Consider the following 26,974-nt stretch of genomic DNA (forward strand, 5'->3'; position numbering starts at 1 on the left):
ATTAGGAGGGAATTACCATGAAAGGTCGTACACATAACTGTGGACAATTAAGTGAAGAACAGATCGGCGCTAAGGTACAGCTGAAAGGCTGGGTGCAAAAACGTCGCGATTTAGGAGGAGTTATTTTTATTGATTTTAGAGACCGCTCTGGTATTGTGCAGGTTGTTGCAAATTCTGAAATTGCAAAACAAGCATTTGAAACTGCAGAGCAGGTACGAAATGAGTTTGTTCTTGACATAAAAGGAACGGTAGTAGAACGAGATGAGAGTACTATTAATGAAAATATTGCAACAGGAAAAATTGAAGTTGTGGCAGATGAAGTAGTTATTTTAAATGCTGCAAAAAACCCGCCATTTATGATTCAAGATGAAACAGAAGTAGCGGAAGATGTAAGATTAAAGTACCGCTATCTTGATTTAAGGCGTCCTGTTATGCAGGAAACATTTAAGCTTCGCCATTGTGTAACGAAAACAATTCGCAACTTTTTAGATAATGAAGAATTTTTAGAAATTGAAACGCCAATGTTAACGAAAAGTACGCCGGAAGGAGCGCGTGACTACTTAGTGCCAAGTCGTGTTCATCCAGGTGAGTTTTACGCACTGCCGCAGTCGCCGCAAATTTTTAAACAATTACTAATGGTTTCTGGGTTTGAACGTTACTATCAAGTTGTACGCTGTTTCCGTGATGAAGATTTACGAGCAGATCGTCAACCAGAATTTACTCAAGTCGATATTGAAACATCATTTTTAGATAAAGAAGATTTACTTGAAATGACTGAAAAGATGATGGCGAAAGTGGTCAAAGAAACAAAGGGAATTGAGATCTCTTTACCGTTTGCCCGCATGCCGTATCATGAAGCGATGGCCCGTTTTGGTTCCGATAAGCCAGACACAAGGTTTGGAATGGAATTAACAGATATTGGTGAAATCGTTAAGGACTCTGATTTTAAAGTATTTGCAAGTACGGTAAATAGCGGAGGCCAGGTAAAAGGAATTAATGTTGCCGGAGCTGCCTCTCAGTATTCGCGAAAAGATATTGATGCATTAACTGAATTTGTAAAAGTGTATGGGGCAAAAGGACTTGCATGGTTAAAAGTAGAGGAAGACGGATTAAAAGGACCTATTGCTAAATTTTTTAAAGCGGAAGAAGCAAATGCGCTTATTGAGGCGTTTGAAGCAAAAACAGGGGATTTATTATTGTTTGTTGCTGATAAGAAAAGTGTTGTTGCAGACAGCTTAGGAGCTCTTCGTCTGAAGCTTGGAAAAGAACTTCAATTAATTGATGAAAGCAAATTAAACTTCTTATGGGTAACAGAATTCCCGCTTGTTTCTTATGATGAAGAAGCAGGCCGCTATTTTGCTGAGCACCATCCGTTTACAAGTCCAATGCAGGAAGATTTAGCGTATTTAGACAAAGATCCGGGCAAAGTTCGTGCGGAAGCTTATGATCTTGTGTTAAACGGCTATGAACTAGGTGGTGGATCACAGCGTATTTATAAGCGCGATATTCAAGAAAAAATGTTTGCCGCACTTGGATTCAGTGAAGAAGAAGCGCGTGAGCAGTTCGGCTTCTTAATGGACGCTTTTGAGTACGGTACACCTCCACATGGTGGGATTGCTTTAGGACTTGATCGTCTTGTTATGCTTTTAGCAGGTCGCAGCAATTTACGTGATACGATTGCTTTTCCAAAAACTGCGAGTGCGAGCTGTTTAATGACAAATGCTCCAGGTGAAGTAAGTGAAGCACAGTTAAAAGAACTTCATTTAGAAACTGTTCAAGAAAAAGTAGAAGCAAACTCATAACATTTTTGTTTATAGGAGGATGCACTCGGAAATATCGGGCATCCTCTTTTTTAGTTGCGTATTGTAATAGAGATGTAATTAACAGAATGTTGAAAAAATAATAGAGTTATGATATTATTCAATTATAAACAATTTAAGAGTCCTAAGGTGTTCGTTAAATACCGATTGTTTTGAGCCAACATTTTTACAACGGGAGCTTGGAGTTTTCATTTGGAGTACATGCCTCATTTTTAAAAAGAGAGGACTTACAAAGAATGAAGCAGAGCACCCACCTGCCGAGAGCAGGTTCAAAACAAAGGATATGACGGCACAATTGGGGCTCTTACTTTGTGTAAAAAACCTAAGGAGACTTCTCCTTAGGTTTTTTATGCGTTTATTGCTTATACATAGATGGGTAAATATATATTTAATTGAATGGTTTGTCCTATATCGATAAAATGGTTACTTTTGAGGCAGTCTATGATATAGTCATATCGTTAATAAATTAACAAAATGAATGATTTTTTACGATGTTTGGAAGGAGAACAATATGTTACATCAATTTTCACGAAATGAATTAGCGATTGGAAAAGAAGGATTACAATCCTTAAAAAATAGTACAGCAGCAGTGCTTGGAATTGGCGGTGTTGGTTCTTTTGCTGCTGAAGCTTTAGCTCGTTCAGGTGTTGGGCGTCTTGTTCTTGTCGATAAAGACAGTGTAGATATTACAAATGTTAACCGACAAATTCACGCATTACTATCAACGGTAGGTCAAGATAAAGTAGAGCTAATGAAAAACAGAATTGCAGATATTAATCCTGATTGTGAAGTAATTGCATTAAAAATGTTTTACAATGAAGAAACATATGAAAAATTTTTTTCATATCCAATTGATTATGTAATTGATGCTTCAGATACTATTTCTTTTAAAATTCATTTAATGAAACAATGTTTAGAGAGAAAAATACCAATTATTTCGAGTATGGGAGCTGCGAATAAAACCGATCCTACACGTCTTGAAATTGCTGACATTTCAGAGACAAGTTATGATCCTATTGCACGTGTCATTCGTACGAAGCTTCGCAAAGAAGGAATTCATAAAGGAATTAAGGTTATTTTCTCAAAAGAACATCCAATTAAAATTAAAGAAGAAATTCGTAAAGAAGTCGGAAATGATCAAGCAGAAATTCGTAAAGCGAAATTGCCGCCTTCCTCTAATGCCTTTGTGCCATCTGTGGCAGGGTTAATTATGGCAGGATATGTAATAAATGAATTGCTAGAGAAACATAACATTGTTATTGATCGCAATAATTAAGGAATAAGTGCAGCAGATAACACTGCTGCACTTATTTTGCGATTTTTTCCAAGTTACCGTTTTTATCCATCTTAAAAGATGGAGCTAATTTATCATCTTCCTGAAGCAAAATCATTTTTCTTGCGCGTTCCATAATTTGAATAACAGATTGGTAATCTTCCTGCATAATTGCAAACTTTTCTTCCAATAGATTAAGCTCAGATTGAAGTGTTTGATTTTCTTTTTGAAGTTGATCGTTTTCTTTTTGAATCTTATCAAATTGGCTTTGCAAGTTTTGAGACTGTGTTTTATCATCTTTAAATTTCGTTAAAAAGCGAATGACATCATCTAATGAGAGTGCGTCTGGTATAGTAGTTTTTTCAGCTGAAATTCTTGGTGAAGATGGTGCAGCAGCGGTTTGTGATGCTTGGGCACGCTTGCGTTCTTTTCTATGTTTTTTTGCAATTCCAATAGCTTGTTCATATTTTTGTCTTACAATGGCATTCCATCGAAATCCTACAGCAGCTGATGTACGATTTAATCGATCACCAACTTCTTCAAATGCATTTAATTGGGTACTGCCTTCTCTAATATGACGAAGAACAGTTTCGGCTAGTAATAAGTCATCCTCATGTGACCAAGCATCTTGTCTAATTTTCATGATTGTTCTCTCCTTTTAATTGTCTGAATCGTTGAATATGAATTTGTTTCATATACATCTATCTGCTTTGCCTATGTTTTTTCTACTTTAAGGAAGGTTAACCTTAATAGATCAAAGCAATGATTATCAGTTTTAATCATTTCCAATTAAAGAGAGTTTTATACTTGCATTCTATTAATTGCTTGAAATTAAAATTAAAAGCGTTTTTAAACAGAAAATATAAATAAAAAAAGTGATAGACTTCTATCACTTTTCAATACTGCTGTTTTTATTGCGTTCATCAAAATAGGCAAGTCGTTTTAAGATTGTTTTTTCATAGCCTCGTTCTGTAGGATGATAAAATTTCTTCCCTTTCATTCGATCAGGTAAATACTGCTGTGGAACAAAGCCCCCTGGATAATCATGCGGATATTTATAATGTTTTCCATGCTCTAAATGACCTGCCCCTTTATAATGAGCATCACGTAAATGAAGGGGGATTTGACCGGACTTTTCTTTTTGAACGGCTTGAAGGGCAGCATCAATTCCTTTAATAACAGCATTGCTTTTTGGAGCAGTTGCTAAGTAGAGTGCTGCTTCTGCAAGGGGTAAGCGTGCTTCCGGCATGCCGATAAAATCAACAGCATAAGCAGCTGCTTGAGCAACGAGGAGAGCATTTGGATCTGCAGTTCCAATATCTTCTGCTGCATGAACGTATAGACGTCTTGCAATAAAGCGAGGATCTTCTCCTGCGTATATCATTTTTGCGAGCCAATACAAGGTGGCATCAGGATCTGATCCCCTTATGCTTTTAATAAAAGCTGAAATTGTATCATAATGATTATCACCTGCTTTATCATACTGTAAAGCACGCTGCTGAATTGACTCTTCGGCAATTTCTAGCGTAATATAAATGACTTTTTCTTTATTTGGTTTTGTTGTAATGACAGCAAGTTCTAATGCATTTAATGCCGTTCTAGCATCACCATTTGATACAGAAACAATATGTTCTACTGCCTCTTTATCTGCTGTAATAGAATAGCTGCCAAATCCTCGTTCTTTATCATTTAAGGCAGCTTCGAGCATGTTCATAATATCTTGATCTGTTAATGGTTCAAAACGGAACAACCGAGAACGTGATAAAAGAGCAGAATTAATTTCAAACATCGGATTTTCTGTTGTAGCGCCAATTAATACCATGGTACCATCTTCAACATGCGGTAAAAGGGCATCTTGTTGATTTTTGTTAAAGCGATGAATTTCGTCTATAAAAAGTACGGTCCTTTTTTGGTCGATTGCTAGTCTTTCTTTTGCTTCTTTTATGAACTCCCTAATTTCTTGGACTCCTGATGTAACAGCATTTAGTTGTTCGAATTTTGCAGAAGTAGAGTTAGCGATAATTCTAGCAAGTGTTGTTTTCCCAGTGCCTGGGGGGCCAAAGAAAATCATTGGTGTAAGCTGATCTGCTTCTATTGCCCGCCTCAGTAATTTTCCCTCCCCAACAATATGACCTTGTCCAATAAACTCATCAAGCGTACGCGGACGCATGCGGTTTGCTAAAGGACTGGTAAGTTTTTGTTTTTCCTCTGTTGAATAATGAAATAGATCCATCTAAAACCGTCCTTTCTAGTTTCCTTGAAAATACTATAGAGGTTTACGAAATGCAAGAAAGATTGTTTCATGCTATAATGTCTTAGGTTAAAGATGAGAGATAATAGAGAAAAATATGAAGAAAGAAGGCTGCAAGCATGGGGATACAGCGGAAAGAACTTTTTAACAGCGTGTTTGCACTTCGTTGGCTTGTTTTTTTAATAGGTTTGCTCATTATGGCTTTTGGAATTGCTTTAATGATTAAAGCAAATATAGGCAGTGCACCATGGGATGTGCTTCATGTTGGGTTATATTACCAATTTGGATTAACAATAGGAACATGGTCTATTATAATCGGTTTTTTTATAATTGGCTTAACAACACTGTTAACAAAACAGCGTCCTTTATTTGGGGCATTTTTAAACATGCTTTTAGTAGGTGTTTTTATTGATTTTTATTTATTATTACCTATACTAAAAACACCAAGTTCTTTTATGGGGAAACTAGTGATGCTTTTAATAGGTATTATTGTAATTGGTTATGGAATAGGTCTATATATTGCTGCCAATTGTGGAGCAGGTCCAAGAGACAGCTTAATGTTAGCACTAACAGAAAAAGTAGGATTAAAAGTCCAATGGGTGCGCGGGATAATGGAACTTGTTGTTCTTTTTTTTGGATGGTTATTAGGAGGACCTGTTTCAATAGGAACGCTTATTTTCAGCTTTAGCATCGGTTCTATTGTTGGCTTCACACTACCTCAATGCCGTACGTTTGTGAATGGAATTTTTGAAAGAGGGGTTGCAGATGAAAATATCAACAAAAGGCCGTTATGGCTTAACAATCATGATGGCATTAGCAAGAAAGCACGGTGAAGGTCCCACTTCATTAAAGTCAATTGCAAAAGAACATAATTTATCAGAACACTATTTAGAACAGCTTATTGCTCCGCTTCGTAATGCAAGGTTAGTGAAGAGTATTCGGGGCGCATATGGTGGGTATATTTTAGCTCATGAGCCGGAAACCATTACAGCTGGCGATATTATTCGCGTCTTAGAAGGACCAATTAGTCCTGTGGAAGTGATGGATGATGAAGAGCCGGCAAAACGAGATTTATGGATTAAAATTCGTGATGCAGTCAAAGATGTATTAGACAATACTACACTGGAATATTTAGCAACATATGAAGGTGAAGATGATCAAGAATCATACATGTTTTATATATAATCTATACATGTTGTTTCAATTGAGTTTATGAAAGAAAGGTGATCTCATGCAGGCAGTCTATGTTGATCATGCAGCAACTTCTCCAACACATCCAAAAGTTGCAGAAGCTATGCTGCCTTTTTTAACGGAGCATTTTGGAAATCCATCAAGCATTCATGGATTTGGAAGAAAAACGCGTCACGTTGTTGATGAGGCCCGTCAGACAATTGCTAAGAGTATCGGAGCTGCTGTAAACGAAATTATTTTTACAAGCGGTGGAACAGAGTCTGATAATACAGCTATAATAGGGGCAGCATTAGCGAATCAACATAAAGGAAAGCATATTATTACAACTGCAGTTGAACATCATGCTGTTCTTCATACGTGTCAGTTTTTAGAGGGAATCGGTTTTGAAGTAACCTATTTACCAGTGGATGAAACAGGACAAATCTCGCTGCAAACACTTGGAAAATCGTTAAAAGATGAAACCATTCTTGTAAGTGTCATGTATGGAAACAATGAGGTAGGAACACTGCAGCCGATAAAAGAAATTGGCGCTTTTTTAAAGGAAAAAGATATTTATTTTCATACAGATGCAGTCCAAGCATACGGCATGGTTGAACTTGATGTAAAGGAACTGAATGTCAACTTGTTATCTGTATCTGCGCATAAAATAAACGGTCCAAAAGGGATTGGATTTTTATATGTAAAAGAAGGTACAAAAATACTGCCTCTGCAGCATGGAGGAGAACAAGAACGTAAAAGACGTGCAGGGACAGAGAACGTAGCCGGAATTGTTGGATTTGAAAAAGCAGTGCAGATTATGCTTGAAACGAAAGCTGAGCGTCAAAAAAAATATCAGAGCTTTCGTAACCATATGATAAATGTATTTAAAAATGAGCAAATCAATTTTCGAGTAAATGGACATTCAACAGAATATTTGCCGCACATACTAAATGTAAGTTTTTCAGGAACAAATGTAGAATCAATGCTTGTGAATTTGGATCTCGCAGGTATTGCTGTTTCAAGCGGATCAGCTTGTACAGCTGGATCGGTAGATCCTTCTCATGTGCTGATGGCGATGTTTGGTGAATCCGAACGCGTTTATTCTTCGCTTCGTTTTAGTTTTGGTTTAGGGAATACGGAAGAAGATATTCAAAAAGCCGCCCAAGAAACAGTGAAGATCGTTAAACGTTTAACAAAACAATAAAAAAGCAAGAGGTGAAGCAAGATGCTTACAAATCACGATCCTCGTCCGCCTGAAGAAATTCGTGTTGTAGTAGGAATGTCGGGAGGAGTTGATTCATCTGTTGCTGCTCTTCGTTTAAAAGAAATGGGATATGATGTTATCGGCATTTTTATGAAAAATTGGGACGATACAGATGAAAACGGAGTGTGTACAGCAACAGAAGATTATAATGATGTTATTCGCGTCGCAAATCAAATTGGAATTCCCTATTATGCCGTTAATTTTGAAAAACAATATTGGGACAAAGTATTTACTTACTTTTTAAATGAGTATAAAGCAGGGCGAACGCCAAATCCGGATGTTATGTGCAATAAAGAGATTAAGTTTAAAGCATTCCTTGAACATGCTTTAAGTCTTGGAGCGGACTATGTTGCAACAGGCCACTATGCGCGAATCGAGCACGAAGATGGTAAAGCAAAGATGCTGCGCGGTATAGACAGCAACAAAGATCAAACGTATTTTTTAAATCAATTATCACAGACACAGCTTGCAAAAGTGCTCTTTCCAATTGGTGATTTACCAAAGCCTGAAGTGCGCAAAAAAGCTGCTGAAGCAAACTTAGCGACTGCTGGTAAAAAAGACAGCACAGGTATTTGCTTTATTGGTGAACGAAACTTCAAGGAGTTTTTAAGCGAATATTTACCAGCACAACCCGGTGAGATGCAAACTTTAGACGGGGAAGTGAAAGGTAAACATGATGGGTTAATGTATTATACAATTGGACAGCGCCAAGGGCTTGGAATTGGCGGCGCTGGTGAACCTTGGTTTGTTGTTGGAAAAAATCTAGAGAAAAATGTGTTATATGTTGCACAAGGTGCTGATAATGAGGCGCTTTATTCTGATGCTTTAACGGCTTCTGAAATTAATTTTATTAGCGGTGAAGCACCTGCTTCCACATTTGAATGCACGGCGAAATTTCGTTATCGTCAAAAAGATGTAAAAGTAACGGTGCATATGAAAGAAGAGAACAGGTGTGAAGTTATCTTCGATGAGCCGCAGAGTGCAATTACACCAGGACAAGCAGTTGTCTTTTATGATGGAGAGGTTTGTCTTGGTGGTGCAACAATAGATGATATTTTGAAAAATGGTAAAAAAATTCCATATCTTTAATAACAAAGGGGCTGTCTCAATAGGGTCTGAACCCCCTCAACTTATACAATATGTAGATGCCTTTTTATAAAACACTTACTACATATTAGGCGGGGAGGGTCTGACTCTATGATTTTGAGACAGTCCCTTTTCGGCATGAAAATTAAAACGCTGAATGAATGTCATTTCTTTGCTATACTGTCAATGAAAACGTCAATGCAATAAGGAGAGTAATGATGGATAAAAATCAATTAGGAATTAAACATATGCAGGAAGGGCAGCTTGAAGAGGCTGCAAAAATGTTTCAAGAAGCAATTGAGGAGCATCCGAATGATCCAGTTCCATATATAAATTTTGGGAATTTGCTTTCAGCGGTCAATGAACTTGATAAAGCGATTCGCTTTTATAATCGTGCCATTGAAATCGATGGAAATTCCGCTACAGCTTACTATGGTGCTGGAAATGCCTATTACAATTTAGAGCAGTATGAAAAAGCAGTTGAGATGTATAGAGGAGCGGTTGAAAAGGGACTAGATGAAGGTGATGCCTACTTTATGTTAGGGATGACGTATTATCATTTAGGAGAGCTTCATTATGCATTACCGCATTTACAGCGGGCAGTTGAAAAGAATAATCAAGATATTGATGCAAAATTCCAATTTGGCTTGTGTTTAGCGCAGCTCGAACAAATTGATGAGGCGAAGAAACAATTCCAATGGGTTGTTGAGCATGATCCTAAACATGCAGATGCTTATTTTAATTTAGGGGTAGTATATATCTATCAAGAGCAGCCGGAAAATGCTTTAGCTTTTTTTAATAAAGCATTAGAAATACAGCCTGATCATCTCCTGGCTGGAAATGGTAAAAAGAAAGTAGAAGAGCTGTTAAATCATTGAAAGCCTTAAAAGAGAGGTGAGGAAGAAGTCCAATGGATCAACAGCAGCTAGATTTTTATAAAGAAGAAGAACGCTTTATTAAGGGAATCCTGCTTCATTATATTTTCTATAATGAGGAGAATTTCTATACGGTTGCAAAAATCAAAATTAAAGAAACAACTGAAAACTATGATGGAAAAGAAATTACGATTACAGGAAGTCTGCCTCTTCTTTACGAACAGGAGACCTACACCTTTTATGGGGATTTTATTGATCACCCTAGATTTGGGAATCAGTATCACGTGCGAAAGCATAAAAGGGAACTTCCGCAAACGAAGCATGGAATTGTTCAGTACTTATCTGGGGATTTATTTTCAGGGATTGGGAAGAAAACAGCAGAACATATTGTCGACGCCCTTGGAGAACGAGCCATCTCAAAAATATTAAACAATCCTGCTGTTCTTGAGAAAGTTCCAAAGCTCTCAGAGGAAAAGGCGCAAACACTGTATCAAACATTAAAAGAGCATGAAGGGTTAGAACGGGTAATGATTGCTTTATCTGATTATGGATTTGGCCCACAGCTTTCAATGAAGATATATAAAGCTTATAAACAAGAAACGATTGAAGTGATTCGTAATAATCCCTATCAGCTCATTCATGATGTAGAAGGAATTGGCTTTAAAAGAGCAGATGAGCTTGGAAAAACATTTGGCATTAGTGGTAAACATCCAGAACGAATTCGTGCTGGATGTTTGTATTGGCTAAGTGATAAGTCTGTGCAGGAGGGGCATGCTTTTTTACAATACGAAACATATATTTCAGGGGTGCAGGAGCTTCTAGACGATGGAAGGAAAATAGATGAACAGGAAATTTCCCGGGAGTTAATTGGCCTTTATCAAGAAGAGAAAATCATCTTAGATAAAGAGCGGATTTATTTACCATCACTCTATTTTTCTGAGAAAGGTCTTGTTACGAATATTGAGAAATTAATGGGGAATACGGATGTAAAAGAACATTTTTCGGAAGCCCAATTTTATGAAAAGCTTGAGGAAATTGAGAAGCAGTTCAACATGCAGTATGGAGAATCTCAAAAACGCGCCATTCATACTGCATTGACGTCGCCGGTAATGATCTTAACAGGTGGACCTGGAACAGGGAAAACAACAGTTATTAAAGGAATTGTAGAAATATATGCAAAACTTCATGATCTCTCGCTTAATCGACGAGATTATTCAAAAGATAATCCGTTTCCAATCGTGTTAGCGGCTCCAACAGGAAGAGCTGCGAAGCGTATGAGTGAATCCACTGCACTGCCAGCCGTTACGATTCATCGCTTATTAGGCTGGAAAGGAGAAGGATTTGAGCATGATGAAGACCACCCAATATCAGGGAAATTATTAATTGTTGATGAAGTATCAATGGTTGATTTATGGCTTGCCCATCAGTTATTTAAATGTCTTCCAAAAGGTATGCAGGTGATTTTAGTGGGAGATGAAGATCAACTTCCATCTGTTGGACCAGGACAAGTGTTAAAAGATTTATTAGATTCTGCAGTTATTCCAACCGTTCGTCTTACTGATATTTATCGACAGGCTGAAGGATCATCGATTATTCAACTAGCACATCATATAAAAAATGGGGAACTTCCGGATGACTTACAGAAGCCCACACATGATCGACGTTTTTTTCCCTGTACACAGGAGCAAATTGGAGATGCAGTAGAGCAAATTTGTAAAAATGCGATTGGAAAAGGATATACAGCAAATGAAATTCAAGTATTAGCTCCAATGTATAGGGGAAATGCAGGGGTGGAAAAGCTTAACCGTATGCTCCAAGAGCTGTTTAATCCTAAAAAGGAAACAACTCGTGAACTGCAGTTTGGCGACTTGTTTTACCGTGTTGGTGATAAAGTGCTGCAGCTTGTTAATGACACAGAAAATAATGTTTTTAACGGAGACATTGGACAAATTGTCGCTGTGTTTTATGCAAAAGAAAATACGGAAAAAGAAGATCAGCTTGTTGTTTCTTTTGATGGAATCGAAGTCGTATATGGACGAAATAAGTTCAACCAATTAACACATGCCTATTGCTGTTCCATCCATAAATCTCAAGGCAGTGAATTTCCAATTGTCATTTTACCAATTGTAAAAGGATACTTTCGTATGCTGAGAAGAAATTTAATTTATACAGCTATTACAAGAAGTAAAGAGTTTTTATTGTTGTGCGGAGAAGAAGCTGCGATAAAAATGGCTGTTGAAAAATACGAGCAGGAAGAGCGAAATTCAATGTTAAAAACGAAACTGCAGGAACGTTTAATGGAAATCGTTTCAACGGATGATTCCTTTCTTGACACATAAACTATAAATGTTCGGGAAGGTGGCGATGCTTTTGCGGACATTTAACCAGTTAAAAAAACTGCCTGTCTATCTTGTTAACTCTACCGATGTTTCGGTTTTAGGGAGCATTGAAGACCTTTTGTTTGATCAAATAGGTGAAATAAAAGGTTTCAAAATCGATGTCAAAGGCTTTCTGCAGCGTGATCACTTTTTACCTTTTACCGTCCCGTTTTTACTTGAAGAAGAAGGGTTAATCATTTACAGCAGAGATGATTTAATGCCGATGACTGCAGATGTAAAATCATATTATTCAATGGAGCAGCGCCATGCTATGATGGGTAAACCTGTTGTTTCAGAAGATGGTGAACAACTTGGGTTAGTAAAAGATGTATATTTTCAAGAGCATGCGGGCACAATTGAGGGTATTGAGATGACAGAAGGATGGTTTACAGATATGACGGAAGGATTAAAACAGATTAAGTTTCATTCTGGGCTTTCCGTACAAAACGATATCCTTATTGTGAAAAATACCTAAGGAGGAGCAAAACTTGCGCTGCCCAAATTGTTCAAGTAAAAATTTAGGTAAAATTGGTGTGAATCATTATTATTGTTGGAGCTGCTATATTGAACTTGCGCTTTCAAACGGTGTGTATTCCCTAAATCAAGTAGAAGAAGATGGCAGTTTAACAACGCTTGATGATTTATTTGATGAAACAGAGAGACAGGCGGAAATGTAAAATGAGGTGGTTCTTTTGAATCGTGTCATAACATCTATTCTTGCTGCGGGAGTTGGTGCAACAGCAGCAAATATGGCAAGAAATCGAAATATGGAGATGTTATCAAGTAAAAACGTGAAAAAATTAAGGAAAAGAATTTCAAAAGCTATTTACTAATTGATTAATTGTGAAGACGAGGTTAACTCTTAAGAGTTAACCTCGTTATATTTATATCCTTCTTGTTGCAAGCTAATATTACGGAGGGAGTTTAATGAAAAAAGATCAATTTGTTCCATGGCTTATACGACTCACTGTTCTTTTGCTTATTTTTTTATGCAGCTACATGTTTTTAAAGCTGGCGCCGATTTGGGAACCAGTGCTTAAAGTAATCATCACACTATTGGTCCCATTTTTTATTGCCGGATTTATTACCTATTTGTTACATCCCATTATTGAAAAACTTCATCAAAGGCATATCCCACGCTGGTTAGCGATATTACTTATTTATTTATTGTTTTTTGGAGGTGTCGGTTTTAGTGTTGTAAAAGGACTTTCTCATATTATAAAACAGCTTCAAGAGTTAGCAGTAGGAATGCCTGATTTATTTGAAATCTATCACAATTGGATTCGTATGTTAAATAATCAAACATCCCATTTACCTCCATTTTTCCATACAAGAATTGAACAAACTCTTGTTGATTTGGAAAATACTCTTAATCAAAGCATTGATTCATTAATTGCTGGGATAAAGGAACTGTTAAATGGGATCTTCGTGTTAATTGTTGTTCCTTTTCTTGTTTTTTATTTATTAAAGGATTTTGAAAGTGTGAAACGAACAGCATGGTATATAACCCCAAAACAGTGGAGAAAGCATGCTTGTTCATTATTAAAACAAATAGATGAATCATTAGGACATTACATACGTGGACAATTATTAGTGATTACAATTTTAATGATTGTGGCCGCGCTTAGTTTATGGGCAATAGGGATGCCTTATCCAATATTGCTTGGTGTTATTATTGGTATTACGGATATCATTCCATATTTTGGTCCTATTTTAGGTGCACTGCCTGCTGTTTTTATTGCGGCTGCTATTTCTATTAAAAAAATATTTTTAGTTGCAGGAATTGTCTTATTTTTGCAATTTTTAGAGGGGAATGTTTTATCACCATTAATAGTCGGAAAAAGTTTGCATATGCACCCTATTTTTATTATCTTTGCGCTTTTAGTTGGAGAAGAAGTTGGCGGGATATTTGGAATGATTGTGGCAGTGCCCATTCTAGCTGTAATTAGAGTATTATTTGTTTACTTTCGAACTTATCGGACAAAACATTGACAAAGTACGCTTAGCTTTTCTATAATAACGGCAGATAATGAATTTATTATAAGTAAATTGATGACGGATCGAGTACATTACAGCCCATCTAAGCATTGTTTGCACAATGTAAGAGAAGAATTTCCTTAGGCTGGAAGAAATTCTAGATGAAGAGTAATGGAATGCTAATCCAGAGAGCAGGCAAATCCTGTCGGTTGACCGCCGTTATGGTCTTAAAGGTGATGGACAAAACTGTTCATAACCAGGGTGGTACCGCGTGAGTGTAAACTCTCGTCCCTGTTTTAGGGATGGGAGTTTTTTTATTTGTTTTAATTACATCTCTAGGTACTTTACGCTTTTCTAATGAACCATTTTATACATAAAATTGAGGAGGAGTAGTATGAAAAAGTTAACATCCGCACAAGTAAGACAAATGTATTTAGATTTTTTTAAAGAAAAAGGTCATTCTATTGAACCAAGTGCTTCCCTTGTGCCACATGAAGATCCAACATTGCTTTGGATTAACAGTGGAGTTGCAACATTAAAAAAATATTTTGATGGCCGGGTTATTCCTGAAAACCCGCGTATTGTAAATGCGCAAAAATCAATTCGTACAAACGACATTGAAAATGTAGGGAAAACAGCAAGACACCATACGTTTTTTGAAATGCTTGGGAATTTCTCAATTGGTGACTATTTTAAAGAAGAAGCAATCGAATGGGCATGGGAATTCTTAACAAGCGACAAATGGATTGGATTTGACCCTGAAAAACTTTCTGTTACGATTTATCCTGATGATGAGGAAGCATTCAACTATTGGCATGATCAAATTGGTGTTCCGACAGAGCGTATTGTTCGCTTAAAAGATAATTTCTGGGATATCGGTGAAGGTCCATGTGGTCCAAATACTGAAATTTTCTATGATCGTGGTCCAGAGTATGGTGATGATCCGAATGATCCAGAATTATATCCTGGAGGAGAAAATGAGCGTTATTTAGAAATTTGGAACCTTGTCTTTTCTCAATTTAATCATAACCCTGATGGCAGCTATACGCCGCTTCCGAAGAAAAACATTGATACTGGTATGGGGCTCGAGCGTATGGTTTCAGTTATTCAAAATGTAAAAACAAATTTTGATACAGACTTGTTTATTCCAATTATTGAAGCGACAGAGCTTATTGCAAAAGAAAAGTATAATGAAGCAGCTGAAAAAGACGTTGCTTTTAAAGTAATTGCCGACCATATTCGTACAGTGACATTTGCAATTGGAGATGGCGCACTTCCATCGAACGAAGGGCGCGGTTATGTGTTACGACGTTTACTTCGACGTGCGGTTCGTTATGCAAAACAAATTAATATTCATCGTCCATTTATGTATGAACTTGTCCCTGTTGTTGGTGATATTATGGTGGATTATTATCCAGAAGTGAAGGAAAAAACAGCGTTTATTCAAAAAGTTATTAAAACAGAAGAAGAGCGTTTTCATGAAACATTAAATGAAGGCTTAGCCATCCTTTCAGAAATTATGAAAAAGCTTCAGCAAGAAAATAGTACAGTCATTTCTGGAGAAGATGCATTCCGCTTATATGACACGTATGGATTTCCATTTGAATTAACAGAAGAATATGCGGAAGAAAAAGGATTAACGATTGATCGTGAAGGCTTTGATCGTGAAATGGCTAATCAACGAGAACGCGCGCGTGCAGCACGTCAAGAAGTTGGATCCATGCAGGTCCAGGGCGGTGTCCTTGGTGATGTAAAAGTAGAGAGTGAGTTTATTGGGTATGATCAATTTGTCATTGATGCTGCTGTTGAAGTGATTGTAAAAGATAATCATTTTACTGATGAAGTAACAGCAGGTGAGGAAGCGCAAATTATTTTAAATCAAACGCCTTTTTATGCAGAAAGCGGCGGTCAAATTGCTGACCAAGGAACCATTACGGCAGAAAACCTACTTGTAAGCGTAAAAGATGTGCAAAAGGCACCAAACGGACAGCATCTTCACACGGTTGTTGTAGAGAGCGGTTCACTGCGAAAAGGTCAAGCAGTACAAGCGCTGGTGAATCAAGAAAAGCGTGCGGAAATTGTTAAAAACCATACGGCAACACACTTACTGCATCAAGCATTAAAGGATGTGATTGGACATCATGTAAACCAAGCAGGTTCTCTTGTTGCACCACAGCGTCTGCGTTTTGATTTCTCACACTTTGGTCAAATTACAGCTGAAGAGCTTGAAAAAATCGAAGCAATTGTAAATGAAAAAGTATGGGCAAATATCTCAGTTAATATTATGCGTAAAGGAATTGAAGAGGCAAAAGCAATGGGAGCAATGGCCTTGTTTGGTGAGAAGTATGGGGATGTTGTTCGCGTTGTTCAAGTAGGGGATTACAGTTTAGAGCTGTGCGGCGGCTGTCATGTCAATAATACGGCTGAAATTGGTTTATTTAAAATTGTATCTGAATCAGGGATTGGAGCGGGTACACGTCGTATTGAAGCTGTAACAGGAAAAGAAGCTTATCAGTTAATGAACAGCGAAATTCATATTTTAAAAGAAGCAGCATCTGCTTTAAAAACGAATGTAAAAGAAGTGCCAGGAAGAATTGACGCATTACAGACTCAAGTTCGTAATTTGCAGCGTGAAAACGAATCTTTATCTGCAAAACTAGGTAATATTGAAGCAAAAAGTCTTGCTCAAGAAGTAAAGGAAATTAATGGGATTTCGATTATTGCTAAAAAAGTAAATGCTTCTGATATGAACAATTTACGTGCCATTGTAGACGATCTGAAAAATTCGTTAGATTCTGGTATTGTTATTTTAGGATCAGCACAAAATGATAAAGTAAACTTAGTTGCTGGTGTGACAAAAGATTTAATAGAAAGCGGCTATCATGCTGGAAAATTAATTAAAGAAGTGGCATCGCGCTGCGGCGGAGGCGGCGGCGGTCGCCCAGATATGGCTCAAGCAGGCGGAAAGGATCCAGCGAAATTAGAAGAAGCACTTCAATATGCATATGAATGGGTAAAATCCATTTCATAATCAGTCATCCTAGTGTACAATAGAACTAGCGAAATATGGAAGGTTGGCTTTAAGCGGGAAAGCTGAGAGAGGAGTGTGCTAGAAATGAGTTCAATGGACAAAACAATGAAGTTTAATTTTCAAGACGATTCCTATAATCACAATGTGAATGAAGTATTAAACAATGTCTATGAAGCACTGCAGGAAAAGGGGTACAATCCGATCAATCAAATTGTTGGTTATTTATTGTCAGGGGATCCTGCTTATATTCCACGTCATAAAGATGCACGCAGTTTAATTCGTAAAATTGAGCGTGATGAATTAATTGAGGAATTAGTGAAATCCTATTTAAAGAACAGTTAAGGTTTTCAGTAAATGTAAAAAGGCGTCAATCGATGCATTGATGCCTTTTTACAGCCTTTAAAAGGAGAAAGTATGAGAATTTTAGGTTTAGATGTTGGATCAAAAACGATTGGCGTTGCCGTAAGTGATGAAATGGGTTGGACAGCTCAAGGGATTGAAACAATTAAACGAACAGCTCGATTAGAAGACGAGGAGAACCGTTTAAAAGAGCTTGTAGAACAATATAATGTCGATAAGTTTGTTGTTGGATTGCCTAAAAACATGAATGGTTCCATTGGGCCGAGTGGGGAAGCTTGTCAAGCATTTGCAGCTCATCTTGAAGAGGTATTTGAACTTCCTGTAGTGCTTTGGGATGAAAGATTGACGACTGTTGCTGCAGAACGAATGCTTATTTCTGCTGATGTGAGCCGAAAAAAACGGAAAAAAGTTATTGATAAAATGGCTGCTGTAATGATTTTACAAGGTTATTTAGACAGCAAATAAATAGAAAAACGAGGTGCTGAAAATGGCAATTGAAAGCAAAGAGCGAATTATTATTCCAAATGAAAAAGGTGAAGAACATTTATTTGAAGTACTTTTTACATTTGATGTAGATGAGACAAATAACTCATATGTTGTAGTGATTCCAGTTGGTGAAGAATATGATGAAGAAGAAGAAGTAGAAGTTTTCGCCTTCCGCTATGAAGAAAAAGGCGAAAAAGATGATGATCTAGAACTTCATGCAATTGAAACAGATGAAGAGTGGGAAATGGTAGAAGAAATGCTTAATACGTTTACACCAGAAGATGAGGATGAATAAGTAAAAGTTTTCTTTAAAAGATAGAACCGATTATAAAATACGAACCTCTTACAAAGAGGTTCGTATTTTTATTTTTAAAGCTTTTGTACAATGATGTTTTTTATGGTGGAAAATAAGGAAATACATCTAGAATATAAGCGATGTGCTTAAATGCTTCTTAAAAAACAGCTGACATTTTATACACATATAGTATAATAGTACAGGTGAAAGGAGGAGATCTGATTTGGCAGAACCAACTTTTCAAATCAATCATCAACAATTAGAAGAGCGTAAAAAAGAAAACCGTGTTGTGCGCCGTATTGTTTTTACAATTGTAGCTTTAATTGTAATTGCGGTAGGAGCAATAGTAACAGGCGGTTATGTTTATGTAAATAATGCATTAAAACCAGTAGATTCAGAGAATCAAGAGGCGGTCAATGTTTCGATCCCGATTGGTTCCTCTGTATCTCAAATCGGTCGAATACTAGAGGAAAATGGCATTATTAAAGATGCACTTGTTTTTCGCTATTATGTCAAATATAAAAATGAGACAGGCTTTCAAGCAGGAGACTATGAATTAACACCGGCAATGAAACTAGAAGAAATTATTGGCTCGTTAAAAGAAGGTAAAGTGATTCAGCAGGCAGCGTTAAAAATTACGATTCCTGAAGGGCTGCGTCTTACTGAAATTGCAGAAAAAATTGCAGAAAAAACACCATATACTAATGAAGAAGTTATAACAAAACTCCAAGATGAAGGCTTTATTAATTCTTTAGCAAGCACTTATTCAATGATTGATAAAGAAAAAATCGAAGCAGAAGGTATTATTTATCCTCTTGAAGGCTATCTATTTCCAGCCACCTATGAATTTGTGAAAGAAGAACCAGATTTAGAGGGAATTATTCATAGCATGGTTGCAAAAATGCAACAAATACTAGAGAAATATAAAGGCGATATAAATGCAAGTCAATACAGTACCCATGAAATTCTCACACTTGCTTCTGTAATTGAAGAAGAAACAAAGAAACAAGAAGATCGGAAAAAAGTATCCGGTGTTTTCTATAATCGTCTTGAAGCAGGTATGCCGCTTGGATCTGATGTTACCATTTTATACGCCCAGCAAGATCATCGTGTGCAAGTTCTTTACAGCGATTTAGAAGTAGAGTCAGCATATAATACGTACAAGAATACAGGCCTTCCTGTTGCACCAATTGCTAGTCCAGGAGAAGCGGCCATTGAGGCAGCGATACATCCAGAGCAGGTGGACGACCTTTACTTTTACGCTCGTCCAAATGGAGAAGTTATTTATAATGAAACATTAAAAGCTCATAATCAAACGGCTAAAAAGTATAAACCTGAGTGGGAAGAGGTTAAAGAAAAGAAAAATAATAATTAACATCGTTTTCCAAGAGGAGAATTGTGAGAAAAACTCGCAATCCTCCTTCTTTTTATGTTAAAATATATCGGGTTATTGTAAAGGAGGCTGCGCGAAATGGTCTCAACTGAGATTCAAGAATATATCGTTCAGTTAAGAAAACCACTTCCGTCTTATGTAACGGAAATGGAGTTATATGCAAAAGAACATCATGTGCCAATTATGGATCCTGTTAGTATGGAAGCGATGTTGAATATATTACAGCTTAAAAAACCAAAGAGAATTTTGGAGATTGGCACGGCTATTGGATATTCAGCAATTAGAATGGCGCTTTCACTGCCTGAATGCGAGATTATTACAATTGAACGTGATGAAGAAAGGTTTCAATTTGCAAAACAAAATATTCATAAAGCCGGTTTAACTGCTCGCATTAAAGTGATTGAAGGCGATGCGTTAGAAGCGGCAGAAGAAGTGAAGTATGAAGGACCATATGATGCATTATTTATTGATGCTGCTAAAGGACAATATATGCGTTTTCATGATACATATGCTGAACATGTCCAATCAGGCGGGATTATTATTTCAGATAATGTGTTATTCCGAGGACTTGTTGCGGAAGAAGAAGTTGTTGAAAAACGATTCCGTAGCATGGTGAAAAAATTAAAACAGTACAATAAGTTTTTAATGGAACACCCAGACTATAGTACGACAATCTATCCAATTGGTGATGGCATTGCAGTCAGCATAAAGGAGAAGTAATATAACATCTGGTTAGAAAGGAATATGCAAATGTCAAAAAAGCCTGTTGTAATTGGTGTCGCTGGCGGCTCAGGTTCAGGGAAAACAACGGTGGCAAAAGAAATTTATCGTCAGTTCAAAAATCAATCGATTTTAATTCTTGAACAAGATGCATACTATAAAGATCAATCAAATCAAACAATGGAACAGCGCTTACAAACAAATTATGACCACCCTTTAGCATTTGATAATGATTTGTTGATTACTCATATTGAGGCATTGCTTCGTCATAAAGCAATTGAAAAACCAGTATATGACTATACAGTTCATACAAGAAGTGATAAAATTATTTCAATTGAACCAAAAGATGTCATTATTTTAGAAGGTATTTTAATACTAGAAGACGAACGTTTAAGAAACTTAATGGATATTAAAGTATTTGTGGATACAGATGCTGATATTCGAATTATGAGAAGGCTTTTACGTGATACTCGAGACCGCGGCCGGACGTTAGAATCGGTTATTGAACAGTATTCAACTGTCGTAAGGCCAATGCATTTACAGTTTATTGAACCAACGAAGCGTTATGCAGATGTTATTATACCTGAAGGTGGCCAAAATAAAGTAGCAATTGATTTAATGGTTACGAAAATCAAAATCATTTTGGAAGAAAAAGCGTTTTTATAAGAAGCGCTTGTTCATATAACTGCGTAAGACAGTATGCTTTATGAATGAAGAAACATTCATGTTAAAAAATGAGGTGGTTCACCTCTTTTTTTCATATAATTTGGTGTTTACAGCATATTACTTATAGAGAGTGAAGTTGAAGGAGTGTTAAATATGGCAGAAGAAAAAGAATTTTATATGACTCAGGAAGGTAAGGAAAAATTACAAAAAGAATTAGACCATTTACGTACTGAAAAGCGTAAAGAAGTCGTTGAGCGTATAAAAATTGCTCGCAGTTTTGGTGACCTTTCCGAAAACTCTGAATATGATGCTGCAAAAGATGAGCAAGCATTTGTTGAATCACGTATTGCTCAATTAGAAAATATGATTCGTAATGCAGTCATTATTGAAGAAGATGAATCAACGAGTCCAAATGTTGTTTCAATTGGCAAAACAGTGTCATTTGTTGAACTTCCTGATGGTGATGAAGAAGAATATACGATCGTTGGAAGTGCGGAATCTGACCCATTTGAAGGTAAGATTTCAAACGATTCACCAATGGCGAAAAGTTTATTAGGAAAATCTATTGGTGATGAGGTTGTCGTCCAAACACCAGGTGGCGATATCTCAGTAAGAATTGTGAATGTAAAATAAAAGCAAAACTCTCCTGCAAAGAGCAGGGGAGTTTTTATATTTTAAAAGGGATTTAATGGTTAAATTCTATTAAATAAGGCGAAAATGATGCTGAGGTGAAATCGATGCATCAAAAGCGTCTTCAATTATTTTCATTTCTTTTACTGATTATTTTTTTAGGGCTCTTGGGGCGCCTGGCTCATATTCAGTTAATATCGGTAGAATCCTTTTCTAAACATAATATTAACCTCATTACAGCAAGTATTGAACAGCGAACCCAGTCTTACATTATAAATAATGGAAGAGGAACATTTATCGATCGATTTTATGAGCCATTACAGCATAACCAGAAACGTGCTCTTGTTATTTTTCCGGTAATCAAAACATTGGTATGGCCGACCCAAGCCGTTGCTTCTATTTTAAATACATCACCATCTACCCTTTTAAGCCAAATTGAAAAAGAAGATCAGCCCTTTACTTATTTTAAAGAGTTATCTAAAGAACAAATGGAGAAAATTAATCAATTAAAAATACCAGGTATGTATGCATTAGTAATTGATGGTGAACAAAAAGATACGTTTGCACAGCACTTAATTGGCAGTACAGGATTAAATTTTGAAGAACTAAAAAATCGGTATCCGGAAAAAGTGGAGAAAGGTATTTTAATGAAAGATACAAAACTTGGAATCAGCGGTTTAGAAAAAGCTTTTGATCCATTTATTGTATCAGAAGGAGAAGAAAAACTTGTTTATCATGCAGATGGTTACGGGGGACCCTTATTTGGATTAAGTGTAAAATACGCAGGTCCAGCAAATCCTTTCTATCCACTTAAGGTAAGGACTACAATTGATAAATCAATTCAAGTAATAGCAGAAGAAGCAGTCGATCAAGAGAAAATTGAGCATGGCGGTATTGTCATTTTAGACATTGAAACAAACGATGTATTAGCAATGGTAAGCAGGCCGCATTTTGATGAGAGTGACCCACTAGGACGAGGAGCAGATAATGAAGTGTTAAAATCTCATATTCCCGGCTCTATTTTTAAGACAGTGATTAGTGCAGCCTCCATTGAATCAGGAATCATTTCTAAAGATCAACTGTTTAATTGTAATGAAAATTTATATGGCGAAGGGCAATCACAGCGAGAGCTTGGAATGCTTACATTTGAAGAAAGTTTTGCGCAAAGCTGCAATCGAACTTTTGCTGTTCTTGCTGATGAAATGATTAAGAAACATAAAAATATAGTAGAAGAATATGCTGAAAAACTTGGAATAGCAAAACATGTAGGATGGAGCGGAAATGTTTATCATCTAGATAACTTTCAACAACTAGAAGGAGAAAGCCATAACCAATTTTGGGGAAGTGAAAGTGATAAAAATGTAAGCAAGGCAGTTGGACAAACGGCGATTGGTCAATTAAATGTTCGCTTAACACCGTTAGCTGCAGCTAATATGATGGCAACGATTGCCCGCGGAGGAGAGAAGAAACAAGTGCGTATTGTCAGTGAACTTGTGTATAAACAAGGGACAACTGCTATTCCGTTTACAGCACATTCTCTTCAAGGAGAACAAATTACCAAGCAAACTGCGGCAATCCTACAGGAGATGCTTCGAAGTGTTGTAACAAGTAAGAATGGGACAGGTCATCGCTTTGTTGATTTACCTTATACGATTGCCGGAAAGTCTGGTACCGCACAGAAACAAAACAAAGAAAAACACAATAAATGGTTTGCAGGCTTTTTCCCATACGAGAATCCTAAGTATGCAGTGGTTGTATTTAATTTAGAAAACAATGACAGCAGCGTAAATAATGCTTTTGAAAAAGTGGTAGAGCTTATTTATGAATATGATAGGAAGACTCACCCTAAAACATGATTAGGAGTACCTTTTAAAACATACTCAATATAATAATTTTTGAATGTTGTAACAATTTTTTACAGTCAAATATGAAAAAAAACTTTCGAAAGAGTATAATAGGTATATGACAAGCAATGCATGTTAGGGGGAGATCGACATGACTTCACGTTACAGTGAAAAAAATAAAAAGCGTAATCAAAACCGAATTTTAAATGTATTAATTGCTGTTGTGGTCGGATTAATTTTAGTATTTGGATACCAACTATTTTTTAGCAGTGAACCTGAAGCAGTAGAAACAACTGCGCCAGGGGAAAAGAATACAGATACAAACAAATCAGAAGATAACTTTGAAGTAGAAATAAATGATGAAGTTGTGGAGAATCCGGAAGACTCAGAGAATAGTGATGAGTTAGAAGAGAAGACAGTAGATGGTGGCGGACCAGAGGGGCCATGGGAACCTATTGGTACAGAACAGGAAGGCGCTCATACATCCAGTTTTGAGAAAGGAACAGTTGATTGGGAAGAAAAAATAAAAGCATTAGAGTATGCAACAGGTTTGTCAAGAGAAGAAGGAATGGTTATCTGGTGGCTTGGTAACGGAGGAGGACCAGAAAAAGCTCGTGGGGTTGTAAGTTTACCTGAAAATCGTAATACCCCCTATGAAGTTTATTTAGAATGGATTGAAAATGAGGGATGGAAGCCAATAAGCGTAAAAAAAATTAATAAATAATTAAAGCAGAAAACTAGACGCTATAAAGGATATAGCATCTAGTTTTTTGCTTTAAAATGTATAACAGCTGTATAAAGTGGTTTTCCGTCATTAGGATCTGTGTAAACGTTATGTGACACATGATAAACTTGTAATAAAAGTGCTTTGTTAATATCGATTTGTTCGTTAATTTTTCGTTCAAGTGTAGATAAATCGCGCGCCTCAAACAATTCAACTTTATCTTCTATTCTTTCTAACGAGAAACCCATTCTATTTTCAACTCCTTTCATCCTATATAGCTTCAACTTAATTAGTGGACGTCGAATCTTTACTAGAAATCGATATAAGAGTATTATAGCAAAGATACGCAGCCGTAAAAACTTTTCAATTGCTTTTATAAAATGTTAAAATTATTTCGGAGAGGCGGTCAATCAGGCTGTAAAAACTAAGAGAAAGAGTGAACGTGAAAATGAGAATTGCAATTATTGGCGCAATGGATGAAGAAGTACAAATTTTAAAAGATAAAATTGAAGAGCGAAAAGATGAAGAAATTGCTGGTTTTGAATTTTCGACAGGTACAATTGAAGGACAAGACGTTGTGCTGCTAAAATCAGGTATTGGTAAAGTGAACGCAGCAATTGGAACAGCGCTCTTAAACCAAGTATATCATCCTGATTATGTCATTAATACAGGTTCTGCAGGAGGATTTAATCAAACATTAAATGTTGGAGATGTGGTGATTTCTACAGAAGTTCGTTACCATGATGTTGATGTGACAGCTTTTGGTTATGAGTATGGGCAAGTTCCGCAAATGCCTGCAGCCTTTTTACCTGAACCGTTTCTTGTAGAGGCAGCAGAAAAAAGTGCAGAAAAAGTTACTGATCAGCAAGTGTTGAAAGGACTTATTGCAACAGGTGACTCCTTTATGAATGATGCTGAACGGGTAGAAGTAATTCGCAGTAAATTTAAGGAGCTTTATGCAGCAGAAATGGAAGCAGGGGCTATTGCACAAGTTTGTCACCGTTTTAATGTTCCGTTTGTGATTATTCGTTCGATTTCAGATATTGCGGGTAAAGATGCGCCAATGTCATTTGAGCAGTTTTTAGAAGTAGCTTCTAAAAATTCTGCCAATCTTATTTTATTAATGATAAAGGAGCTGAAAAATCATGACTAAAAAAATGAATGTGGAAAGCTTTAACCTTGATCATACAAAGGTGAAAGCGCCGTATGTGCGTCTTGTGGGCATTACAAAAGGAGAGCATGGCGATGAGATTTATAAATATGATATTCGCTTTAAGCAGCCGAATAAAGCTTATATGGAAATGACAGGACTTCATTCAATTGAGCATTTAATGGCTGAAAACATCCGTAATCATCTTAATAATGTTATTGACATCGGACCAATGGGATGTCAAACTGGATTTTACTTATCTGTATTAAATAATTCTTCTTTTGAAGATATTATTGAAGCATTAGAAAAAACATTACAAGATGTCCTTAAAGCTGAGGAAGTTCCTGCTTGTAATGAAGTCCAATGCGGTTGGGCAGCTAATCACAGCCTTGAAGGTGCAAAGGAAATTGCAGAAGAAATGTTAAGCCATAAAGATGAGTGGCATATTGTGTTTGCAGAATAACAAATAACAGAACATCAATGAAAGAGAGGTTGTTTTTATAGGTTCAGACTCTATAAAGACAACCTCTCTTTCATTGGCTTCATTTGCCACCGCAATTTTGCTGATTTTTATGTTATATTGAGTATAAAGGAATTAAAGATTAGTAGTGTGGAGTGGTGAAGAATGAAGCAAATGGAAAAAGAACTTCATGAAAAAGTTGTTGATTATTCTCGTTTTAGTTCTGTTCTATTCTGTTTAGGTGCCTTTCTATCATTTGGTTTATACATTCCTTTTGAGGGAAAAGATAATCAACAGCTTATTATTTTAATCGTAGTTATTACACTGTTGATGTTGTTTTCTGTTTTCTTTTTACACAAAGCAAACTTAATTAGAAAAGGAATGGAACATCATAGTTAGGGAGCGTGTTAAGCTCTCTTTTATACATATTAATTTGCTAGAATATGCTTTAACTTTTCCTGCCACTTCTCATCGTCTAAAATAATTTGAAAGGAAATGCGCCGATTTTTTTGAAGCGCTTCTTTTGAATTTCCTTGTGCAATTGGTTTATATTCCGAATAACCTGTTGCAGCTATATACTGCGCATAATCTTTTTGAGAAAGTTTAGGATCCGCCTGCATTAAATATTTAACTACTGCTACTGCCCTTTCAGTAGAAAGTGTCCAATTATCATATGGAACCGCATCAGTATGTCCTTCAATTAAAATAATATATAAAAATTCTTTTAATTCATCTTCTTCAATAATGGCAGTCAGTCCGTTTGCAAGACTATTTAATACCACTTTTCCTTCTTCACTTACTTCTGCACTTCCTGTATCAAACAAAATGTCTCCTTCGATAGAGATGGTATTATTCGGTCCACGAACAATTTTATCTTTTCCAACATTTTCGGCTAATTTTTTTTCAAGTAAATCTGAAATATGTTTTTTTACGTTTGTAACTTTTGCTGCTTCTTGCTGAATAACCTTTTGTTCATAAGCATTGTAAATGCTTTGTACGAAAGCAATCATTGCAATGAATAAAATAATGAGTACAATCATTGCCATCATATCTGTAAAAGAGGGCCAATAAATATTTTGGTCTTCATCGCTTTCAAAAAAACGCTTTTTTTCTCTCATGGT

Annotated in this window: 29 protein-coding genes and 1 other RNA gene; 26 read left to right on the plus strand and 4 right to left on the minus strand. The window is 36.5% G+C overall.

The window, feature by feature from the left end; genetic code table 11:
* Window positions 1–17: 17 nt before the first annotated feature.
* The 3 genes from aspS (at window position 18) to DS031_RS05265 (ending at window position 3,096) form a co-directional block, all read left to right on the plus strand.
* Complete coding sequence (aspS, locus tag DS031_RS05255) at window positions 18–1,802, plus strand: aspartate--tRNA ligase (RefSeq protein ID WP_113804885.1); 1,785 nt, start codon at window positions 18–20, stop codon at window positions 1,800–1,802.
* A gap of 136 nt (window positions 1,803–1,938) precedes the next feature.
* Window positions 1,939–2,126, plus strand: a non-coding RNA gene (gene ssrS / locus DS031_RS05260) — 6S RNA.
* Between the two features lie 205 nt (window positions 2,127–2,331).
* Window positions 2,332–3,096, plus strand: a complete 765-nt coding sequence (locus DS031_RS05265; protein ID WP_113804886.1) for a tRNA threonylcarbamoyladenosine dehydratase — start codon at window positions 2,332–2,334, stop codon at window positions 3,094–3,096.
* 31 nt (window positions 3,097–3,127) lie between these two features.
* On the opposite strand, the gene DS031_RS05270 is transcribed toward DS031_RS05265, so the two are convergent.
* A complete protein-coding gene (locus DS031_RS05270; protein WP_113804887.1) occupies window positions 3,128–3,736 on the minus strand; it encodes an RsfA family transcriptional regulator in 609 nt (202 codons plus the stop codon).
* 246 nt (window positions 3,737–3,982) lie between these two features.
* Window positions 3,983–5,326 (minus strand): AAA family ATPase, encoded by a 1,344-nt coding sequence (locus DS031_RS05275; protein WP_113804888.1) that lies wholly within the window; start codon window positions 5,324–5,326, stop codon window positions 3,983–3,985.
* Window positions 5,327–5,463: 137 nt separating this feature from the next.
* Here DS031_RS05275 and DS031_RS05280 point away from each other — a divergent pair, with 137 nt between their 5' ends.
* The 20 genes from DS031_RS05280 to DS031_RS05375 all read left to right on the plus strand — a co-directional run bounded on the left by DS031_RS05280 (window position 5,464) and on the right by DS031_RS05375 (window position 24,243).
* Window positions 5,464–6,177, plus strand: a complete 714-nt coding sequence (locus DS031_RS05280) for a YczE/YyaS/YitT family protein (protein ID WP_113804889.1) — start codon at window positions 5,464–5,466, stop codon at window positions 6,175–6,177.
* Entirely contained in the window at window positions 6,110–6,529 is a 420-nt protein-coding gene (cymR, locus tag DS031_RS05285) for a cysteine metabolism transcriptional regulator CymR (protein ID WP_113804890.1), read from the plus strand. The genes DS031_RS05280 and cymR overlap by 68 nt, the downstream gene beginning before the upstream one ends.
* Before the next feature lie 46 nt (window positions 6,530–6,575).
* A complete protein-coding gene (locus tag DS031_RS05290; RefSeq protein WP_113804891.1) occupies window positions 6,576–7,718 on the plus strand; it encodes a cysteine desulfurase family protein in 1,143 nt (380 codons plus the stop codon).
* A gap of 21 nt (window positions 7,719–7,739) precedes the next feature.
* Window positions 7,740–8,867: a tRNA 2-thiouridine(34) synthase MnmA gene (mnmA, locus tag DS031_RS05295; protein WP_113804892.1), complete on the plus strand. Its 1,128-nt coding sequence runs from the start codon at window positions 7,740–7,742 to the stop codon at window positions 8,865–8,867.
* Window positions 8,868–9,082: 215 nt separating this feature from the next.
* Window positions 9,083–9,742 carry a tetratricopeptide repeat protein gene (locus DS031_RS05300; protein ID WP_113804893.1) on the plus strand — a complete coding sequence of 220 codons (660 nt, stop codon included), beginning with the start codon at window positions 9,083–9,085 and terminating at the stop codon, window positions 9,740–9,742.
* A 32-nt stretch (window positions 9,743–9,774) separates the two neighbouring features.
* Entirely contained in the window at window positions 9,775–12,078 is a 2,304-nt protein-coding gene (gene recD2, locus DS031_RS05305) for an SF1B family DNA helicase RecD2 (RefSeq protein WP_113804894.1), read from the plus strand.
* Between the two features lie 31 nt (window positions 12,079–12,109).
* The gene (locus DS031_RS05310) at window positions 12,110–12,592 is read left to right on the plus strand and encodes a PRC-barrel domain-containing protein (RefSeq protein WP_181833029.1); all 483 of its coding nucleotides are present in this window, start codon (window positions 12,110–12,112) and stop codon (window positions 12,590–12,592) included.
* A gap of 13 nt (window positions 12,593–12,605) precedes the next feature.
* Window positions 12,606–12,794, plus strand: a complete 189-nt coding sequence (locus DS031_RS05315; protein ID WP_113804896.1) for a hypothetical protein — start codon at window positions 12,606–12,608, stop codon at window positions 12,792–12,794.
* Window positions 12,795–12,800: 6 nt separating this feature from the next.
* A complete protein-coding gene (locus tag DS031_RS05320; protein ID WP_245947228.1) occupies window positions 12,801–12,950 on the plus strand; it encodes a DUF3918 family protein in 150 nt (49 codons plus the stop codon).
* A 94-nt stretch (window positions 12,951–13,044) separates the two neighbouring features.
* Window positions 13,045–14,109, plus strand: coding sequence for an AI-2E family transporter (locus DS031_RS05325; RefSeq protein WP_113804898.1), 1,065 nt, complete (start codon window positions 13,045–13,047; stop codon window positions 14,107–14,109).
* Between the two features lie 379 nt (window positions 14,110–14,488).
* On the plus strand, window positions 14,489–17,125 hold the full coding sequence (gene alaS, locus DS031_RS05330; protein WP_113804899.1) for an alanine--tRNA ligase: 2,637 nt from the start codon (window positions 14,489–14,491) through the stop codon (window positions 17,123–17,125).
* An 84-nt stretch (window positions 17,126–17,209) separates the two neighbouring features.
* Window positions 17,210–17,467 (plus strand): IreB family regulatory phosphoprotein, encoded by a 258-nt coding sequence (locus DS031_RS05335; protein WP_113804900.1) that lies wholly within the window; start codon window positions 17,210–17,212, stop codon window positions 17,465–17,467.
* Between the two features lie 72 nt (window positions 17,468–17,539).
* A complete protein-coding gene (gene ruvX, locus DS031_RS05340; RefSeq protein WP_113804901.1) occupies window positions 17,540–17,950 on the plus strand; it encodes a Holliday junction resolvase RuvX in 411 nt (136 codons plus the stop codon).
* A gap of 22 nt (window positions 17,951–17,972) precedes the next feature.
* Window positions 17,973–18,266 carry a DUF1292 domain-containing protein gene (locus tag DS031_RS05345; protein WP_113804902.1) on the plus strand — a complete coding sequence of 98 codons (294 nt, stop codon included), beginning with the start codon at window positions 17,973–17,975 and terminating at the stop codon, window positions 18,264–18,266.
* 223 nt (window positions 18,267–18,489) lie between these two features.
* On the plus strand, window positions 18,490–19,641 hold the full coding sequence (gene mltG, locus DS031_RS05350; protein WP_113804903.1) for an endolytic transglycosylase MltG: 1,152 nt from the start codon (window positions 18,490–18,492) through the stop codon (window positions 19,639–19,641).
* Window positions 19,642–19,737: 96 nt separating this feature from the next.
* The gene (locus DS031_RS05355; RefSeq protein WP_113804904.1) at window positions 19,738–20,379 is read left to right on the plus strand and encodes an O-methyltransferase; all 642 of its coding nucleotides are present in this window, start codon (window positions 19,738–19,740) and stop codon (window positions 20,377–20,379) included.
* Window positions 20,380–20,409: 30 nt separating this feature from the next.
* Window positions 20,410–21,045, plus strand: coding sequence for a uridine kinase (udk, locus tag DS031_RS05360; protein WP_113805095.1), 636 nt, complete (start codon window positions 20,410–20,412; stop codon window positions 21,043–21,045).
* A 153-nt stretch (window positions 21,046–21,198) separates the two neighbouring features.
* Window positions 21,199–21,678 carry a transcription elongation factor GreA gene (greA, locus tag DS031_RS05365; RefSeq protein ID WP_113804905.1) on the plus strand — a complete coding sequence of 160 codons (480 nt, stop codon included), beginning with the start codon at window positions 21,199–21,201 and terminating at the stop codon, window positions 21,676–21,678.
* A 104-nt stretch (window positions 21,679–21,782) separates the two neighbouring features.
* A complete protein-coding gene (locus DS031_RS05370) occupies window positions 21,783–23,531 on the plus strand; it encodes a peptidoglycan D,D-transpeptidase FtsI family protein (protein ID WP_113804906.1) in 1,749 nt (582 codons plus the stop codon).
* Window positions 23,532–23,670: 139 nt separating this feature from the next.
* On the plus strand, window positions 23,671–24,243 hold the full coding sequence (locus tag DS031_RS05375) for a YrrS family protein (protein ID WP_113804907.1): 573 nt from the start codon (window positions 23,671–23,673) through the stop codon (window positions 24,241–24,243).
* 38 nt (window positions 24,244–24,281) lie between these two features.
* Here DS031_RS05375 and DS031_RS05380 read toward each other — a convergent pair whose 3' ends face one another.
* Entirely contained in the window at window positions 24,282–24,491 is a 210-nt protein-coding gene (locus tag DS031_RS05380) for a YrzA family protein (protein WP_113804908.1), read from the minus strand.
* Between the two features lie 200 nt (window positions 24,492–24,691).
* Here DS031_RS05380 and mtnN point away from each other — a divergent pair, with 200 nt between their 5' ends.
* From mtnN to DS031_RS05395, 3 genes are all read left to right on the plus strand, one after another.
* Entirely contained in the window at window positions 24,692–25,396 is a 705-nt protein-coding gene (mtnN, locus tag DS031_RS05385) for a 5'-methylthioadenosine/S-adenosylhomocysteine nucleosidase (protein ID WP_113804909.1), read from the plus strand.
* Window positions 25,389–25,856, plus strand: coding sequence for an S-ribosylhomocysteine lyase (locus DS031_RS05390; RefSeq protein ID WP_113804910.1), 468 nt, complete (start codon window positions 25,389–25,391; stop codon window positions 25,854–25,856). Before mtnN ends, DS031_RS05390 begins: the two co-directional genes overlap by 8 nt.
* 162 nt (window positions 25,857–26,018) lie before the next feature.
* A complete protein-coding gene (locus DS031_RS05395) occupies window positions 26,019–26,252 on the plus strand; it encodes a YrhC family protein (RefSeq protein WP_113804911.1) in 234 nt (77 codons plus the stop codon).
* Between the two features lie 29 nt (window positions 26,253–26,281).
* Here the strand turns inward: DS031_RS05395 and DS031_RS05400 are convergent, their stop codons facing one another.
* Entirely contained in the window at window positions 26,282–26,971 is a 690-nt protein-coding gene (locus DS031_RS05400; RefSeq protein WP_113804912.1) for an OmpA/MotB family protein, read from the minus strand.
* Window positions 26,972–26,974 lie beyond the last annotated feature (3 nt).

Origin of the sequence: Bacillus taeanensis (genome assembly GCF_003318295.1) — a bacterium.
GTDB classification, from domain to species: domain Bacteria; phylum Bacillota; class Bacilli; order Bacillales; family UBA6769; genus Maribacillus; species Maribacillus taeanensis.